Below are 14,671 nucleotides of genomic sequence, written 5' to 3'. Positions count from 1 at the left end.
CGATCGTTGCGTTAGGTATTGTGTCTCCGAAATACCGTGTCCCCGAAATACCCCGAAATGCCACGGACGGCTCCACCTGGACCGTGGCGGCCGTGGATCCCAGCCGGGACGCGATCTGCATCATCGCCGCGGGCGGTTCCTGGGACCGGATGGAAATCCGGGCGCCAGGGCATCCGTCCTGACCGGTGCCGGCGGCGGCTGCGCCCGCCGCATCCCCATCGCCGTTCCGTCCGCTTGCGTCGGGCCCGTTCCCATGCCGATACTGGCCGCGGCTGACACGCGGCGGTGACACGGGCCGCGCAGGTCACAACCAACCAGCGCCGCCCGTCGTTTGCGGGGAAGGCGCGAATGACAGGGGATGCTTCGATGATCGACAGCAGGACAACTGCGCGATGCGGCATGCGTCGTGGCCGGCGCGCGCTCCTCGCGCTCGCCGCCGGTGCCGTGATGCTGGGCGCCGGCAGCGCCGCCAGCGCGGAGACCTTCACCTATGCCTTCCAGGGCGAGCTGCGGGGCCTGGACCCCTACAGCCTGAACGAGACCTTCTCGCTCGGTACCCTGGGCAATGTCTACGAGGGGCTGACCAAGCGCGGCCCCGACCTGGAAATCCAGCCGGCCCTGGCGGAGAGCTGGGAGGTGATCGAGCCGAACCGCTGGCGCTTCCATCTGCGCAAAGGGGTGAAGTTCCACAACGGCAACGACTTCACCGCGGACGATGTGGTGTTCTCCGCCGACCGGGTGCGGTCGAAGGAATCCGACCTGAAGACCCGCATCGGCCCCGACGTGAAGGTGGAGAAGGTCGACGACTACACGGTCGACTTCGTCTCCCCCGGGCCGAACCCGATCCTGCACTACGAGTGGGATACCTGGGGCATCATGGACAAGGAGTGGGCCGAGGCGAACGACGCCGTGATGGTCACCTCCGCTTCCGACGAGAACCCGAACTACGCCTCCCTGAATGCCAACGGCACCGGGCCGTTCAAGGTCGCCAGCCACGAGACCGGCGTGAAGACGGTGTTCGAGGAGAACAAGGACTGGTGGAACGCTGCCAACAAGGACTTCAATGTCGACCGGGTTGAGCTGGTGCCGATCGCGTCCGACGCCACCCGGGTCGCGGCCCTGCTGTCGGGCGAGATGGACATGGTCTATCCGGTGCCGGTGCAGGACCTGAAGCGGGTCGATGCCAATGACGGCACCAAGGCGCTGACCGGGCCGGAGCTGCGCACGATCTTCCTGGGCATGGACCAGATGCGCGACGAGCTGCTGTACTCCAACGTGAAGGGCAAGAACCCCTTCAAGGACCAGCGGGTGCGGCAGGCCTTCTACCAGGCGATCGACATCGAGGCGATCAAGCAGAAGGTGATGCGCGGCCTGTCGACGCCGTCGGCGATCATGATCTCGCCGTTCATGTTCAAGCTGGCCGACCAGTTCCAGCGCTATCCCTACGATCCCGAGGCGGCCAAGAAGCTGCTGGCCGAGGCCGGCTATCCGGACGGCTTCGAGGTCGGCATGGACTGCCCGAACGACCGCTACGTGAACGACGAGGCGATCTGCCAGGCGATCACCGCGATGCTGGCGCGGATCGGCGTGACGGTGAACCTGAACGCCCAGCCGAAGGCGAAGTATTTCGCCAAGGTGCTGCAGTCCAACAACTTCGACACCTCGTTCTACCTGCTGGGCTGGACGCCGGGTTCCTTCGACAGCTGGAACGTGCTGTCCAACCTGATGCACTGCCGGTCGGAGGAAGGCAGCGAATCCCCCTTCAACCTGGGCGGCTATTGCAACCCGAAGGTGGACGAGCTGACCGCCAAGATCCTGGTGGAGAACGACCCCGAGAAGCGTGACCAGATGATCGCCGAGGCGTTCAAGATGCATCACGACGATGTCGGCCATATCCCGCTGCACCAGCAGGGCCTGGCCTGGGGCGTTGCCGATGGCGTGGACCTGGTCCAGCGCGCCGACAACGTGCTGATGTTCTACCACGTCAACAAGAAGTAGCGGCTGAGCGGCCGGGCGGGCAGACCGCCCGGCCGCCCGTCGTTTCCGGCGCAACGGCCGGCTTTCCGCATGACAGCCTTCGTCATCCGCCGCCTGCTGCAGGCCATCCTGGTCATGCTGGTGGTGGCGCTGCTCGCGTTCCTGATGTTCCGCTATGTCGGCGACCCCGTGAACCAGATGGTCGGGGTGGAGACCACGCCGGCGGAGCGCGAGGCGCTGCGCGAGCGGCTGGGCCTGAACGATCCGGTCTGGCTGCAGTTCCTGCGCTTCGTCGGCGATGCCGCGCAGTTCGACTTCGGCACCTCCTACCAGTTCAAGCAGCCGGTCGCGGGCATGATCCTGGAGCGGCTGCCGGCGACCCTGGAACTGTCCATCGCGTCGGCGATCTTCGCCCTGCTGGTGGGCATCCCGATGGGGGTCTATACCGGCATCAGGCGGCATGCCTGGCTGTCGAAGCTGTTCCTGACCGTGTCCCTGGTCGGCATCTCGCTGCCCACCTTCCTGATCGGGATCCTGCTGATCTTCGTCTTCGCGGTGAACCTGCAGATCCTGCCCAGCTTCGGACGCGGCGAGGTGGTCGACCTGGGCTTCTGGCGCACCGGGCTGCTGACCGTGTCGGGGCTGAAGGCGCTGATCCTGCCGGCGATCACCCTGGGCCTGTTCCAGATGACCTTGATCATGCGCCTGGTGCGGGCGGAGATGCTGGAGGTGCTGCGCACCGACTTCATCAAGTTTGCGCGCGCCCGCGGCCTGTCGGACCGGGCGGTGCATTTCCGCCACGCGCTGAAGAACACCCTGATCCCGGTGATCACGGTGACCGGCCTGCAGCTCGGCCAGATCATCGCATTTGCCATCATCACCGAGACGGTGTTCCAGTGGCCGGGCATGGGGCTCTTGTTCCTGCAGGCGGTGCAGAACGTCGACATCCCGATCATGGCCGCCTACCTGCTGCTGATCGCCTTTCTGTTCGTGCTGATCAACCTGATCGTCGACATTCTGTATTTCGAGGTCGACCCGCGGCTGCGGGTCGAGAAGGCGGTGCAATGACGGTGCAGGGCGAAAGCGCTCCCCCGGCAAGGGCCAGGGGCCGGCTGGCGCGGATCCTCGACAGCGACATGCTGCATTCCTTCCTCGCCTCGCCGGTGACGGTGCTGGCGGCCGGGATCACCCTGCTGTTCGTCCTCGGCGCGGCCTTCGCCCCCTGGGTCGCGCCGCATAATCCCTACGACCTGGCGGGGCTGAGCCTGATGGACAGCCTGACCGGGCCGGTCTGGTCGGAATACGGCGATCCCCGCTTCCTGCTGGGCACCGACGACCAGGGCCGCGACGTGCTGTCGGCGATCCTCTACGGCGCCCGGATCAGCCTCGCCGTCGGCTTCGCCTCCGTCGCCTTCGCGGCGGTGCTGGGCATCTCGCTGGGCCTGCTGTCGGGCTATGTCGGCGGCACCCTGGACACGGTGATCATGCGCATCGCCGACATCCAGCTGACCTTCCCGGCGATCCTGATCGCGCTGCTGATCGACGGCGTGGTGCACGGCATCCTGGAGGATGTGCGGCGGGAGGATACCGCCTTCTGGGTGCTGGTCTTCTCCATCGGCATGTCGTTCTGGGTGCAGTACGCCCGCACCGTGCGCGGCTCCACCCTGGTGGAGCGCAACAAGGAATATGTGCAGGCCGCCCGCCTGATCGGCATCCCGAAGGTGCTGATCATGCTCCGCCATATCCTGCCCAACGTGATGGGCCCGGTGCTGGTGATCGCCACCATCAACCTGGCCCTGGCGGTGATCACCGAGGCGACCCTGAGCTTCCTGGGTGTCGGCGTGCCGCCGACCCAGCCCTCGCTGGGCACCCTGATCCGGATCGGCAACGACTTCCTGTTCTCCGGCGAATGGTGGATCACCATCTTCCCCGGCGCAGCCCTGGCGATCCTGGTCCTGGCGATCAACCTGCTGGGCGACTGGCTGCGCGACGCGCTGAACCCGCGGCTGCGGTAGGTCGGGCGCTTTCACATTGTCGTCATCGCAGGGCCTGCCCCGAGGACCCTGGCGCCGGCGCTGCGGCCGCGCCGGTTCGCTGCGCCACCCGTCGTGATCCTCGGCTCGGTGGCCGAGGATGACGGCGAAGGAGGCGGAAACGGAACGGTCAGCGGTGCTTGCCCGTGCGCCGTCCCTTATTCCACCACGATGCGCGGCCCCTTCGGGCCGCCCGAGACGAGAGCGTCCACCTTGTCCCCGATCCGCTCCGCGATTTCGCGGTAGACCTGCGCATGCGGGCTGTCGGGCGCGCTGGCGACCACCGGGCGGCCGCTGTCCGAGGTCTTGCGGATCTCGATATGCAGCGGCACCTCGCCCAGGAAATCGGCGCCGAGTTCGGCCGCGGTGGCCTTCGCGCCGCCATGGCCGAAGATCTCCGACCGCTCGCCGCAATGCGGGCAGAGGAAGTAGGACATGTTCTCCACGATGCCGAGCACCGGCACCTCCACCTTGTGGAACATGTTCAGCCCCTTGCGGGCGTCCAGCAAAGCGATGTCCTGCGGCGTGGAAACGATCACCGCGCCGGTGATCGGCACCCGCTGTGCCATGGTCAGCTGCGCATCGCCGGTGCCCGGCGGCAGGTCGACGACCAGCACGTCCAGCGACCCCCAGTTCACGTCCCGCAGCATCTGTTCCAGCGCGCTCATCACCATCGGGCCGCGCCAGATCATCGGCGTGTCCTCGGCGACCAGAAAGCCCATCGACATCACCTTCAGGCCCCAGCCCTGCTTCGGGTCGAGGCGCTTTCCGTCCGGCGTCTCCGGCTTGCCCGACAGCCCCAGCATGCGCGGGATGGAGGGTCCGTAGATATCGGCGTCCAGCAGGCCCACCTTGCGACCGCCCGCGGCGAGGCCCAGGGCCAGATTGACCGCGGTGGTCGACTTGCCGACGCCGCCCTTGCCGGAGGCGACCGCGACGATGCTGCGGACGCCTTCGATCGCCGGCTTTTCCGCGACGCGCGCGCGGCCGGAGGCGGGAGGCTGCCCCTGGCTCTGCTGCGGCGGCGGGGCCTTTGCCTGCGGCGCCTCGTTATGGGCGGTCAGCACGGCGGTGACCGAACTGACACCTTTCAGGGCCAGGACCGCATCGTGACAGGCGCGGCGCAGAGGCTCGCGGGCGGCGCCTTCCTTCGGGTCGACCTCCACGGCGAAGCCGACATTGCCGTCGCGCACGACGATGCCGGAGATCATTCCGGCACTGACGACGTCGCGCCCGCTGCGGTCGTCGATGACGGCGGCGAGGGCATGCAGCACGTCGTCGCGGCTGACGGAGGGGGAGGTGGGGCTCGGCGGCATCCTTGATAACTCCGGGGAATACTCGATATCACCCCTGACCGGCGGGATTTGCCGGCCGGGCCGCGGCTGATATAACGCGCGCGCCCGTATCGGCAAAAGTTTCGTGACCCCGGCCGGGCTGCCGGACTTGCAGGAACCCATGTCTGCAGCCCATGGTGGCGGGTCACGCATGCAGCGGCGGCGCCATTCCCGGCGACGGGATCGGGGGGGCGCGGCCGGTGCCGGAGGCGGGATGGAAGACGTGGATGGATTGGAAGGACGTGGCGCTGATGCCGTGGAGTAATCAGGGAGGCGGCGGCCCGTGGGGCGGCGGCAACGGCGGCGGCGGCGGTGGCCCGTGGGGCCAGGGACCGCGCGGCGGCGGCGGCGGTGGTGGCGGCCAGCAGCCGCCCAATCTCGAGGATCTGCTGCGCCGCGGTCAGGACCGCTTCCGGCGCTTCCTTCCCGGCAACATGGGCGGCCGGGGGATCATCCTGCTGATCCTGGTCGTTATCGCGGTCTGGCTGGCCTCCGGCTTCTACCGCGTCAATTCCGACGAGCAGGGCGTCGTTCTGCGCTTCGGCAAGTGGGTCTCCACCACCCTGCCGGGCCTGAACTACCACTGGCCCTGGCCGGTGGAGACCGTGCTGACCCCGAAGGTGACCCAGGTGCGGCGGACCGAGATCGGCCTGCGCACCGGCGCCGAGGCGGTGGGCGCACGGATGCCGTCGGGCACCGACGTGCCGGAGGAGAGCCTGATGCTGACCGGCGACGAGAATATCGTCGACGTCGACTTCTCCGTGCTCTGGGTGATCAAGGACGCGGGCAACTACCTGTTCAACGTCGAGAACCCGCCCGGCACCGTGAAGGACGTGGCCGAGAGCGCGATGCGCGAAGTGATCGGCAAGAACGAGATCCAGCAGATCCTGACCGAGGGGCGGCGGCCGATCGAGGCGGCCACCCGGGAACTGATGCAGAAGATCCTCGATGGCTACGAGATCGGCGTGCAGGTCACCCAGGTGAACCTGCAGAAGGTCGATCCGCCGGCTGCGGTGATCGAGGCGTTCCGCGACGTGCAGGCCGCCCAGGCGGACCGCGAGCGCAAGCAGAACGAGGCGCAGGCCTATGCCAACGACATCATCCCGCGGGCCCGCGGCGAGGCGCAGCGCCTGGAACAGCAGGCGCGCGCCTACAAGAAGGAAGTGACCGATGCCGCCGAGGGTGAGGCGGCCCGCTTCCTGTCCGTCTACAACGAATATGTCCAGGCCAGGGACGTCACCACGCGTCGCCTCTACCTGGAAACCATGCAGAAGATCATGAGCGGGACCGACAAGATGATCATCACGCAGCCGGAGAACGGCGGTCAGGGCGTGGTGCCCTACCTGCCGCTGGATGAGCTGCGCCGTCCCGGCAGCGGTTCTACGTCCTCCCGCCAGGGAGCCGCGCAATGAGCCGCGCCCTCCTGACCATCGTCGCGATCGTCCTGGTGGGACTTGGCATCGTCGCCTCCAGCGCGCTGTTCACCGTCTACGAGACTCAGCAGGCGCTGGTCTTCCAGTTCGGCGACCCGAAGCAGGTGATCCGCCAGCCCGGCCTGCACGTGAAGGTGCCGTTCGTGCAGGACGTGGTGTTCATCGACAAGCGCATCCTGCCGCTGGATTCGCAGCCGGAGGAGATCATCGCCTCCGACCAGCGCCGGCTGGTGGTGGATGCCTTCCTGCGGTTCCGGGTTGTCGATCCGCTGAAGCTGTACCAGACGACGACCACGGTGGCGGGGGCAAGGACCCGGCTGGGGCCGCTCCTGAACTCGTCTTTGCGGCAGGTCTTGGGACGCGAGCCCTCGAACGCCATCGTCTCCGGCGAGCGCAGCCAGGTGATGACCGAGATCCAGCAGCTGCTGAACAGAGAGGCGGAGCGCTTCGGCATCGAGGTGGTGGACGTGCGCATCAAGCGCGCCGACTTCCCCGACGAGGTCAGCCAGACGATTTTCCGCCGCATGCAGACCGCGCGCGAGCAGGAGGCGGCGCAGATCCGCGCCCAGGGCGACGAACTGTCGGAGCGTATCCGGGCCGATGCCGACCGGCAGCGCACGGAGATCCTGGCCGAAGCCCGCAAGAATGCGGAGATCACCCGCGGCGAGGGCGACGGTATCCGGACCAAGACATTGGCGGATGCCGCCAACCAGGACCCGGAGTTCTATGCCTTCTACCGGTCGCTGCAGGCCTATGAGACCGCCCTGCAGTCGGACGACACCCGCATGGTGCTGACCCCGAACTCGGAGTTCTTCCGCTACTTCCAGGGCATTCCCGGACCGATCGTCAGGCCCGGGCCGGGCCGGACGGACGGTGCCGCGATCCTGGAGCAGGCCGGAGACCTGGCGGCGGAACAGACCGCCACCGGTGGCGACGAGGCGGCAGGCCCTGACGCGGCCTCCACCGCTCCGGCGCCCGCCGCTCCGGCCGCAGACGCGGCTTCGGACCAGCAGCCGGCGGCGGCTCCGGCCGCGCAGTAGCCCACTGCGACAGGCCCACTGCGACAGGCCCTGGGCGACCGGCCCTGGGCGACCGGCCGGTGCGACCGCCCCGACGCGAACGCTGCGGGGGCGGTCGCATCACTGTGAACGCGATTGATGCTTCCCTGTGACAGGAAGGGCACAATTCGGACACATTTGGGGCTAGCATGTGGCGCAGGACACATGCAGCGCTTGTGCCGCCGTTCCTGTCCCGTCCCGCCGGCCCCGGTCGGCGGACAGGCCTCGCAGGGCGGCGTCGAGCACCCACATATGTCTGAACGGCTGGCCGGCCCCCGTTGGGGCGCGGACCGCCGCGCCCGGCCCGGTGCCGCATGTCGCCGCATCCAGATGCGACGGTGCGCTGGCGATCCAGGTGCGGGGGCGGCCGGACCGCAGCTCCCGGCGGTCGCCAGACGCTTTCGATGGAAAGTCTAGGGAGTACCATGAGAGCTATGACTATCCTGGCAGAGAAGGTGCGTGGCGCGGCACTGGCCGACATGCCGCCGGCCGCGCCGGCCCGGGCGACGGCGGTGCCGGACGCACGCCGGTTCACACTGGGCCGCGTCGCAGCGCTGGCGGCGGTGCCCCTGATCGCCTTCGGCATCGGGTTGTCGGCGGCGCCGGCCAGTGCCGACGCCCGGCCGGTCCCCGGCAGTTTCGCGGACCTGGTCGACGACCTGTCGCCGGCAGTGGTGAACATCTCCACCTCGCAGCGGCGGGTGATGGCCGCCGGCCCCAACCGCGAGGAAGAGGAGGGGATGCCGGAGCTGCCGCCGGGCACCCCGTTCGAGGATTTCTTCAAGGATTTCTTCGAGAAGCATGGCCGGCCGGCACCCGGCCCGTCGCGACCGGTGAGTTCGCTGGGTTCGGGCTTCATCATCTCCGACGACGGCTATGTGGTGACAAACAACCACGTCATCGCCGAGGCGGACGAGATCAAGGTCATCCTGCAGGACGACACCGAATATGCGGCGGAGCTGGTCGGGCGCGACCCGAAGACCGACATCGCCCTTCTGAAGGTGACGACCGACGACAAGCTGCCGTCGGTGCAGTGGGGCGATTCCGACACCCTGCGGGTCGGCGACTGGGTGGTCGCGATCGGCAACCCGTTCGGGCTGGGGGGCACGGTCACTGCCGGCATCGTTTCCGCCCGTGGACGGAACATCCGGTCCGGCCCGTATGACGACTACATCCAGACCGACGCGTCCATCAACAAGGGCAATTCCGGCGGGCCGCTGTTCAATGTGGACGGCCAGGTGATCGGCGTGAACACCGCGATCTTCTCGCAGACCGGCGGTTCCGTCGGCATCGGCTTCGCGGTGCCCTCGTCGCTGGCCAAGCCGGTGGTGAACCAGCTGATCAAGTACGGCCGTACCCGCCGTGGCTGGCTCGGCGTGCGGATCCAGAGCGTGACGCCGGAGATCGCCGACGGCCTGGGCATGGCCGAGGCGGAGGGCGCGCTGGTCGCAGGCGTGACCGACGACGGTCCGGCGGACAAGGCCGGCATCCAGCCGGGCGACGTGATCCTGTCCTTCAACGACCAGGCGGTGGAGCGGATGTCGCAGCTGCCGCGGATCGTGGCGGAGACCGAGATCGACGTCGAGGTGCCGGTGAAGATCTGGCGCAAGGGCAAGACGGAGACCCTGAAGGTCGATGTCGGCGAGCTCGACGAGTCCGACGAGGTGGCGGCGGCCCCGTCCGAGGACGAGGACAAGGACGACCTGAAGAAGCCCACCGGCACCACGATCAAGGATCTGGGGATCACCGTGGCGCCGGTCACCGCGGAGACCCGGCGGGAGTTCCAGCTCGACGATGCGGAAAGCGGTGTCGTGGTCACCAAGGTGGACACCGACGGTCCCGCCGCCCGCAAGGGCATGCGGCCCGGCGACGTGATCGTCGAGGTGGCGCAGAACCAGGTCACCACGCCCGACGAGCTGGTCGAGCAGGTGAACGACATCCGCGACAAGCAGAACCGCAAGACGGTGCTGTTCCTGGTCAACCGGGAAGGCAGCCTGCAGTTCGTGGCGGTGCCGCTCGGCCAGAGTTGAGCATCGGCGGGGCCGGCAGGCCCCGCACGCAGACCGAAGAGGAAGAGGCGGCGGGCCCGGCAGGTCCGCCGCCTTTTTCTGTTCCGGCTCAGGCGGCCGCGAACTCCGCCTCGCGGAAACCCATCAGGTAGAGCACGCCGGTCAGGTCGGCATGGTGCAGGATGGCATCCGCAACCGCGGCCAGCTTCGGCTTCGGCCGGTAGCCGATGCCCAGCCCGGCATGGGCGATCATGTCGCAATCGTTGGCGCCGTCGCCCAGCGCCGCGGCATCGGCCGGGCCGATGCCCAGCCGGCCGGCAAGTTCGTCGAGCGCGGTGCGCTTCGCCGAGGAATCGAGGATCGGGTCGTGGACACCGCCGGTCAGGCGGCCGCCGTCATCGATCACCAGGCGGTTGGCGCGATCCTCGTCGAAGCCGAGCCGGCCGCGCACACGGCTGGTGAAGTCGGTGAAGCCGCCGCTGACCAGTGCGGTATAGATGCCGGCCTGCCGCAGGGTGGCGATCATCGTGGCGCCGCCCGGGGTGAAGGTGATGGCGCTGTCGAAGACCTCGTCGATGATGGAGGCCGGCAGGCCGGCCACCATGGCGGCGCGGCTGCGCAGCGCGGTGGGGAAGTCGATATCGCCGCGCATCGTCTTCTCGGTGATCGCCGCCACATCGGCCTTGCGGCCGAGCCGGTCGGCCAGCTCGTCGATGCATTCCTGCTGGATCATCGTGGAATCCATGTCGGCCAGCAGCAGCCGCTTGCGCCGGTTGGCGGCGGGCAGCACGACCGAATCCACCGGCAGGCCGGCATGCGCCTCCGCCGCCGCACGGGCGGCGCCGGCGGCATCGACGCCGCTCTTCAGCGGCAGCTCCGCCGCCTTGCCCGGCGCCAGGATCTGCGCTTGGGTCGCATCGGCGCCCGCGGCATCGGCGATGCGGGCGAGCAGGCTATCGTCGACCGCCGGATCGTCCGGCGCCGAGATCAGGATCAGTACGTGGCTCATGGAAGTTCCGCTTTGGGAAGTTCGGCTTCGAGATGCCCGGTATCGGGAGATTCGCGAGACCGCCGGCGCGGTCGCGTGCGGCATGGGCAGGCCGCGCCGCGCTTGTAGGCGGAAAAGCGCCTGCGCTCAACCGCGCGACGGCGACCGGGCCGGGGCGCCGCGGTGACCGCGAGCCTGGCCATCTATGGCCCCACCGGCAGCGGCAAGTCGGCGCTGGCGCTGGACCTTGCGCGGCGCCTGGACGGCGAGGTGGTGAACGCGGACAGCATGCAGGTCTATCGCGATCTGCGCCTGCTGAGTGCCCGTCCCGACGAAGCCGATTGCCGGGCGGTGCCGCATCATCTTTACGGCCATGTCGACGGTGGCTGCCGCTACAGTGCGGCCGCCTGGGCGGAGGAGGCGGCCGCGACCGCCCGGGAGATCGCCGCCCGCGATCGCCTGCCGATCCTGGTCGGCGGCACCGGGCTCTACCTGGCGAGCCTCTACGACGGGCTGGCGGTGATTCCGGACGTGCCGCCGGTCGCCCTGGCGGCGGCGGAGGCGCGCCACGCCGCACTTGGCGGCGAGCGGTTCCGCGCGCTGCTGGCCCGGGTCGATCCGGAACTGGCGGCCCGCCTGCCCGCCGGCGACCGGCAGCGGCTGGTCCGCGGCCTGGCGGTGGCGGAGGCGACGGGGCGCAGCCTCACCGCCTGGCAGGCCGAGGCGCCGGTGCCGCTGCTGCCACCGCCGGCCCTGGCGGTAATCCTGCTGCCGCCGCGGGCGGCGCTCTATGCCCGCTGCGACGCCCGCCTGGTTGCGATGCTCGCGGCCGGCGCGCTGGAGGAGGTCGGCGCGCTCTGTGCGCGGGGCCTCGATCCCGACCTGCCGGTGATGAAGGCGGTCGGCGTGCCGCATTTCGCCGCCCTGCTGCGCGGGGAGAGCGACCGGGCCACGGCCCTGGCCCTGGCGCAGCGCGATACGCGGCGATACGCGAAGCGGCAGATGACCTGGGCCCGCCATCGCGGGGTCGCCCGCAGCGCACCCGCTCCGCTTTTCCTGCCGTCGGCGCCCTGGGCCGCGGACTGGCCGCCGCAGGCGGCGCGGCTGCAGGCGGCGCTGCAGGCGGTGCTGCCGGACCGCGCCTGAGTCCGGACCGGAGGGTCGCGGCGGCAGGGGTCAGTGGGATCCGTGGTTGCTGAACCAGACCACGATCCAGAATACGGTCACCGCGAAGGGAATGAAGAAGTGCGGGGCGAAGGGCAGCAGCAGGCGCGGCACCTGCATCGCCGGATTCACCGATAGCACGCCGCCACGGCGCGTCTGCAGTTCGTTGAAGGTGCGGATCGCCCGCTCCACCGCGCAATGGGCGAAGATGCTGCCGGTCACGCTGCTCAGGCCGAGGATCGCGCCGAGCCAGGGCAGGGCGAACTTGATCGGCTCCACCTCGTCCGATCCGTCCCAGAAGTAGGAGGCGAACATGAAGCCCTGCAGGGTCAGTCCCCAGAGCAGGCGCTGATGGATCAACCCATTCTCCTCCTTGATCGTATCGGCCACGATCTGCAGGTCGATTGCCTGTGGGTCCTGTGTCATCGGTCTTCTCCTGCACTGACGGTCGGATCGTGCAGCCTGAGCGTGCCGGCAGCCAGGGGCGGATGCAACGTATGGGCGAACGCGGTGTGTCCGGTCCGTCCTTGCGGCGGGGATGAAGGCCCGCCGGCCATACGCCCGATGCACGTTGAGCAAGCATGTGAGGTTTAGCCAGCGCTCTGCGCAACAAACCTATCAAAAGTGCGTGCCAACCTTTCCGTTTATTCGCATTTCTGTGTTGACCTCCGGGAAGCCCGCCGTTAGGTTGCAGCGCTTCTGAAATCCTGCCGACAGGGCGCGTGCCGCCAAGGGTTCAAGGCGGTGCGCGGGCCCATTGGCGCGGGCGGGCCGGACAGGCGCTGCCCGGCAGCGGGGTTCATTTCTGCCATCGCCTTCGGCCGTCGCCTGCCGGTAAGGGCCCGGACGGGGCCGGCCGGTGCATGGCGGCGGCAGCCGAAGGCGCGATGTGTGAGGGTATGGGTATGTCCGAGGAACAGTTGTCGGGTGCGGAGATCGTCATCAAGGCCCTGGTCGATCAGGGCGTAGACGTGATTTTCGGCTATCCGGGCGGGGCGGTACTTCCCATCTACGACGCGCTGTTCCAGCAGAACCACATCCGCCACATCCTGGTGCGCCACGAACAGGGCGCCGTGCACATGGCGGAGGGCTATGCCCGTTCCACCGGCAAGCCCGGTGTGGTCCTGGTGACCTCCGGTCCCGGTGCGACCAATGCGGTCACCGGGCTGACCGACGCGCTGATGGATTCCATCCCGGTGGTCTGCCTGACCGGCCAGGTGGCGACCCACCTGATCGGCAACGACGCCTTCCAGGAATGCGACACCACCGGCATCACCCGGCCCTGCACCAAGCATAACTGGCTGGTGAAGACGCCGGACGACCTGTCGCCTGTGGTACATGAGGCGTTCTATGTCGCCACCCACGGCCGGCCCGGCCCGGTGGTGGTCGACCTGCCGAAGGACGTGCAGATCGCCAAGGGCCGCTACACCCCGCCCGGCGGCGAGATCCACCACAAGAGCTACCGTCCGCGGGTCGAGGGCGATCCCGCGAAGATCGCGGAGGCGGTGGAGTTGCTGGCGAAGGCGGAGCGTCCGGTCATCTATTCCGGCGGCGGCGTCATCAATTCGGGGCCGGAAGCCTCCCGGCTGCTGCGCGAATTCGCGCGGGAGTCCGGCTTCCCGGTGACCAGCACCCTGATGGGGCTGGGCGCCTATCCCGCCAGCGACCGGCAGTTCCTCGGCATGCTGGGCATGCACGGCACCTGGGAGGCGAACCACGTCATGCATGACTGCGACGTCATGCTGAATGTCGGTGCGCGCTTCGACGACCGGATCACCGGCCGGCTGGATGCCTTCTCCCCCAATTCGGTGAAGATCCACATCGACATCGACCCCTCGTCGATCAACAAGAACGTGCGGGTGGATGTGCCGATCGTCGGCGATGTCCGCCACGTGCTGGCGGCGATCATGCAGGCGTGGAAGGCCCTGCCGCAGGCGCCGGACCGGCGCCGGCTGGAGCCCTGGTGGCAGCAGATCGACCAGTGGCGGGCGAAGGACTGCCTGCGCTACGGCCAGTCGCCGAAGGTGATCAAGCCGCAATATGCCCTGGAGGTGCTGCGCGACCGGCTCGCCGGCCGCGACGCCTATGTCACCACCGAGGTCGGCCAGCACCAGATGTGGGCGGCACAGTTCCTGCGCTTCGAGGAGCCGAACCGCTGGATGACCTCCGGCGGGCTGGGCACCATGGGCTACGGCCTGCCGGCGGCGCTGGGCGTGCAGGTGGCGCATCCGGACGCGCTGGTGGTCGACGTGGCGGGCGAAAGCTCGATCCTGATGAACATCCAGGAGCTGGGCACCGCCGTGCAGCACCGCCTGCCGGTGAAGGTCTTCATCCTGAACAACGAGTATATGGGCATGGTGCGCCAGTGGCAGGAGCTGCTGCATGGCGGCCGCTATTCGGAGAGCTATGCCGACGCCCTGCCGGACTTCGTGCGGCTGGCGGAGGCGTTCGGCTGCGTCGGCCTGCGCGCCACCGACCCGGCGGAGCTGCCGGCGATGGTGGACGAGATGATCGCCACCGACCGGCCGGTGGTATTCGACGTGGTCGTGGACAAGACCGAGAACTGCTTCCCCATGGTGCCGTCGGGTGCGGCCCATAACGAGATGCTGCTGGCCTCCGACCATGACGAGCTTGGCTCCGCGGTCTCCGATGCCGGCAAGGCGCTGGTCTGACCG

At 68.7% G+C, this 14,671-nt stretch carries 11 protein-coding genes; 8 read left to right on the top strand and 3 right to left on the bottom strand.

Going from position 1 to position 14,671, the window contains the following annotated elements:
- The first annotated feature begins 366 nt into the window (after window positions 1-366).
- The 3 genes from ACFOGJ_RS29980 to ACFOGJ_RS29970 all read left to right on the top strand — a co-directional run bounded on the left by ACFOGJ_RS29980 (window position 367) and on the right by ACFOGJ_RS29970 (window position 3,992).
- Window positions 367-1,998, top strand: coding sequence for an ABC transporter substrate-binding protein (locus tag ACFOGJ_RS29980; RefSeq protein WP_379907008.1), 1,632 nt, complete (start codon window positions 367-369; stop codon window positions 1,996-1,998).
- 69 nt (window positions 1,999-2,067) lie between these two features.
- Window positions 2,068-3,045, top strand: coding sequence for an ABC transporter permease (locus tag ACFOGJ_RS29975; protein WP_379907007.1), 978 nt, complete (start codon window positions 2,068-2,070; stop codon window positions 3,043-3,045).
- Entirely contained in the window at window positions 3,042-3,992 is a 951-nt protein-coding gene (locus tag ACFOGJ_RS29970) for an ABC transporter permease (RefSeq protein ID WP_379907006.1), read from the top strand. Before ACFOGJ_RS29975 ends, ACFOGJ_RS29970 begins: the two co-directional genes overlap by 4 nt.
- 176 nt (window positions 3,993-4,168) lie before the next feature.
- Here ACFOGJ_RS29970 and apbC read toward each other — a convergent pair whose 3' ends face one another.
- Window positions 4,169-5,326 (bottom strand): iron-sulfur cluster carrier protein ApbC, encoded by a 1,158-nt coding sequence (apbC, locus tag ACFOGJ_RS29965; RefSeq protein WP_379907005.1) that lies wholly within the window; start codon window positions 5,324-5,326, stop codon window positions 4,169-4,171.
- Window positions 5,327-5,571: 245 nt separating this feature from the next.
- Here apbC and hflK point away from each other — a divergent pair, with 245 nt between their 5' ends.
- The 3 genes from hflK (at window position 5,572) to ACFOGJ_RS29950 (ending at window position 9,865) form a co-directional block, all read left to right on the top strand.
- On the top strand, window positions 5,572-6,756 hold the full coding sequence (gene hflK, locus ACFOGJ_RS29960) for an FtsH protease activity modulator HflK (RefSeq protein WP_379907004.1): 1,185 nt from the start codon (window positions 5,572-5,574) through the stop codon (window positions 6,754-6,756).
- Window positions 6,753-7,817: a protease modulator HflC gene (hflC, locus tag ACFOGJ_RS29955; RefSeq protein WP_379907003.1), complete on the top strand. Its 1,065-nt coding sequence runs from the start codon at window positions 6,753-6,755 to the stop codon at window positions 7,815-7,817. The genes hflK and hflC overlap by 4 nt, the downstream gene beginning before the upstream one ends.
- A gap of 443 nt (window positions 7,818-8,260) precedes the next feature.
- Window positions 8,261-9,865, top strand: coding sequence for a DegQ family serine endoprotease (locus ACFOGJ_RS29950; RefSeq protein WP_379907002.1), 1,605 nt, complete (start codon window positions 8,261-8,263; stop codon window positions 9,863-9,865).
- Window positions 9,866-9,953: 88 nt separating this feature from the next.
- Here the strand turns inward: ACFOGJ_RS29950 and serB are convergent, their stop codons facing one another.
- Window positions 9,954-10,853 (bottom strand): phosphoserine phosphatase SerB, encoded by a 900-nt coding sequence (serB, locus tag ACFOGJ_RS29945; protein ID WP_379907001.1) that lies wholly within the window; start codon window positions 10,851-10,853, stop codon window positions 9,954-9,956.
- 162 nt (window positions 10,854-11,015) lie between these two features.
- Between serB and miaA the strand changes: the two genes are divergently transcribed.
- A complete protein-coding gene (miaA, locus tag ACFOGJ_RS29940; protein WP_379907000.1) occupies window positions 11,016-11,978 on the top strand; it encodes a tRNA (adenosine(37)-N6)-dimethylallyltransferase MiaA in 963 nt (320 codons plus the stop codon).
- Between the two features lie 30 nt (window positions 11,979-12,008).
- Here miaA and ACFOGJ_RS29935 read toward each other — a convergent pair whose 3' ends face one another.
- Window positions 12,009-12,422, bottom strand: coding sequence for a hypothetical protein (locus tag ACFOGJ_RS29935; RefSeq protein ID WP_379906998.1), 414 nt, complete (start codon window positions 12,420-12,422; stop codon window positions 12,009-12,011).
- 479 nt (window positions 12,423-12,901) lie between these two features.
- On the opposite strand from ACFOGJ_RS29935, the gene ACFOGJ_RS29930 reads away from it, so the two are divergent.
- A complete protein-coding gene (locus ACFOGJ_RS29930) occupies window positions 12,902-14,668 on the top strand; it encodes an acetolactate synthase 3 large subunit (protein WP_379906997.1) in 1,767 nt (588 codons plus the stop codon).
- Window positions 14,669-14,671: the final 3 nt, after the last annotated feature.

This window comes from Marinibaculum pumilum (assembly GCF_042646425.1).
Classification (GTDB): domain Bacteria; phylum Pseudomonadota; class Alphaproteobacteria; order Ferrovibrionales; family Ferrovibrionaceae; genus Marinibaculum; species Marinibaculum pumilum.
The sequence above is the reverse complement of the archived record's forward strand: the minus strand, read 5'-3'. Positions and strand labels throughout refer to the sequence as shown.

Bases quoted from the DNA above. Each gene is read 5' to 3' on its own strand.
- ACFOGJ_RS29930 (WP_379906997.1), top strand. From the start codon at position 12,902: ATGTCCGAGGAACAGTTGTCGGGTGCGGAGATCGTCATCAAGGCCCTG.
- hflK (WP_379907004.1), top strand. From the start codon at position 5,572: ATGGATTGGAAGGACGTGGCGCTGATGCCGTGGAGTAATCAGGGAGGC.
- ACFOGJ_RS29970 (WP_379907006.1), top strand. From the start codon at position 3,042: ATGACGGTGCAGGGCGAAAGCGCTCCCCCGGCAAGGGCCAGGGGCCGG.
- serB (WP_379907001.1), bottom strand. From the start codon at position 10,853: ATGAGCCACGTACTGATCCTGATCTCGGCGCCGGACGATCCGGCGGTC.
- ACFOGJ_RS29950 (WP_379907002.1), top strand. From the start codon at position 8,261: ATGAGAGCTATGACTATCCTGGCAGAGAAGGTGCGTGGCGCGGCACTG.
- hflC (WP_379907003.1), top strand. From the start codon at position 6,753: ATGAGCCGCGCCCTCCTGACCATCGTCGCGATCGTCCTGGTGGGACTT.
- ACFOGJ_RS29935 (WP_379906998.1), bottom strand. From the start codon at position 12,422: ATGACACAGGACCCACAGGCAATCGACCTGCAGATCGTGGCCGATACG.
- apbC (WP_379907005.1), bottom strand. From the start codon at position 5,326: ATGCCGCCGAGCCCCACCTCCCCCTCCGTCAGCCGCGACGACGTGCTG.
- ACFOGJ_RS29980 (WP_379907008.1), top strand. From the start codon at position 367: ATGATCGACAGCAGGACAACTGCGCGATGCGGCATGCGTCGTGGCCGG.
- ACFOGJ_RS29975 (WP_379907007.1), top strand. From the start codon at position 2,068: ATGACAGCCTTCGTCATCCGCCGCCTGCTGCAGGCCATCCTGGTCATG.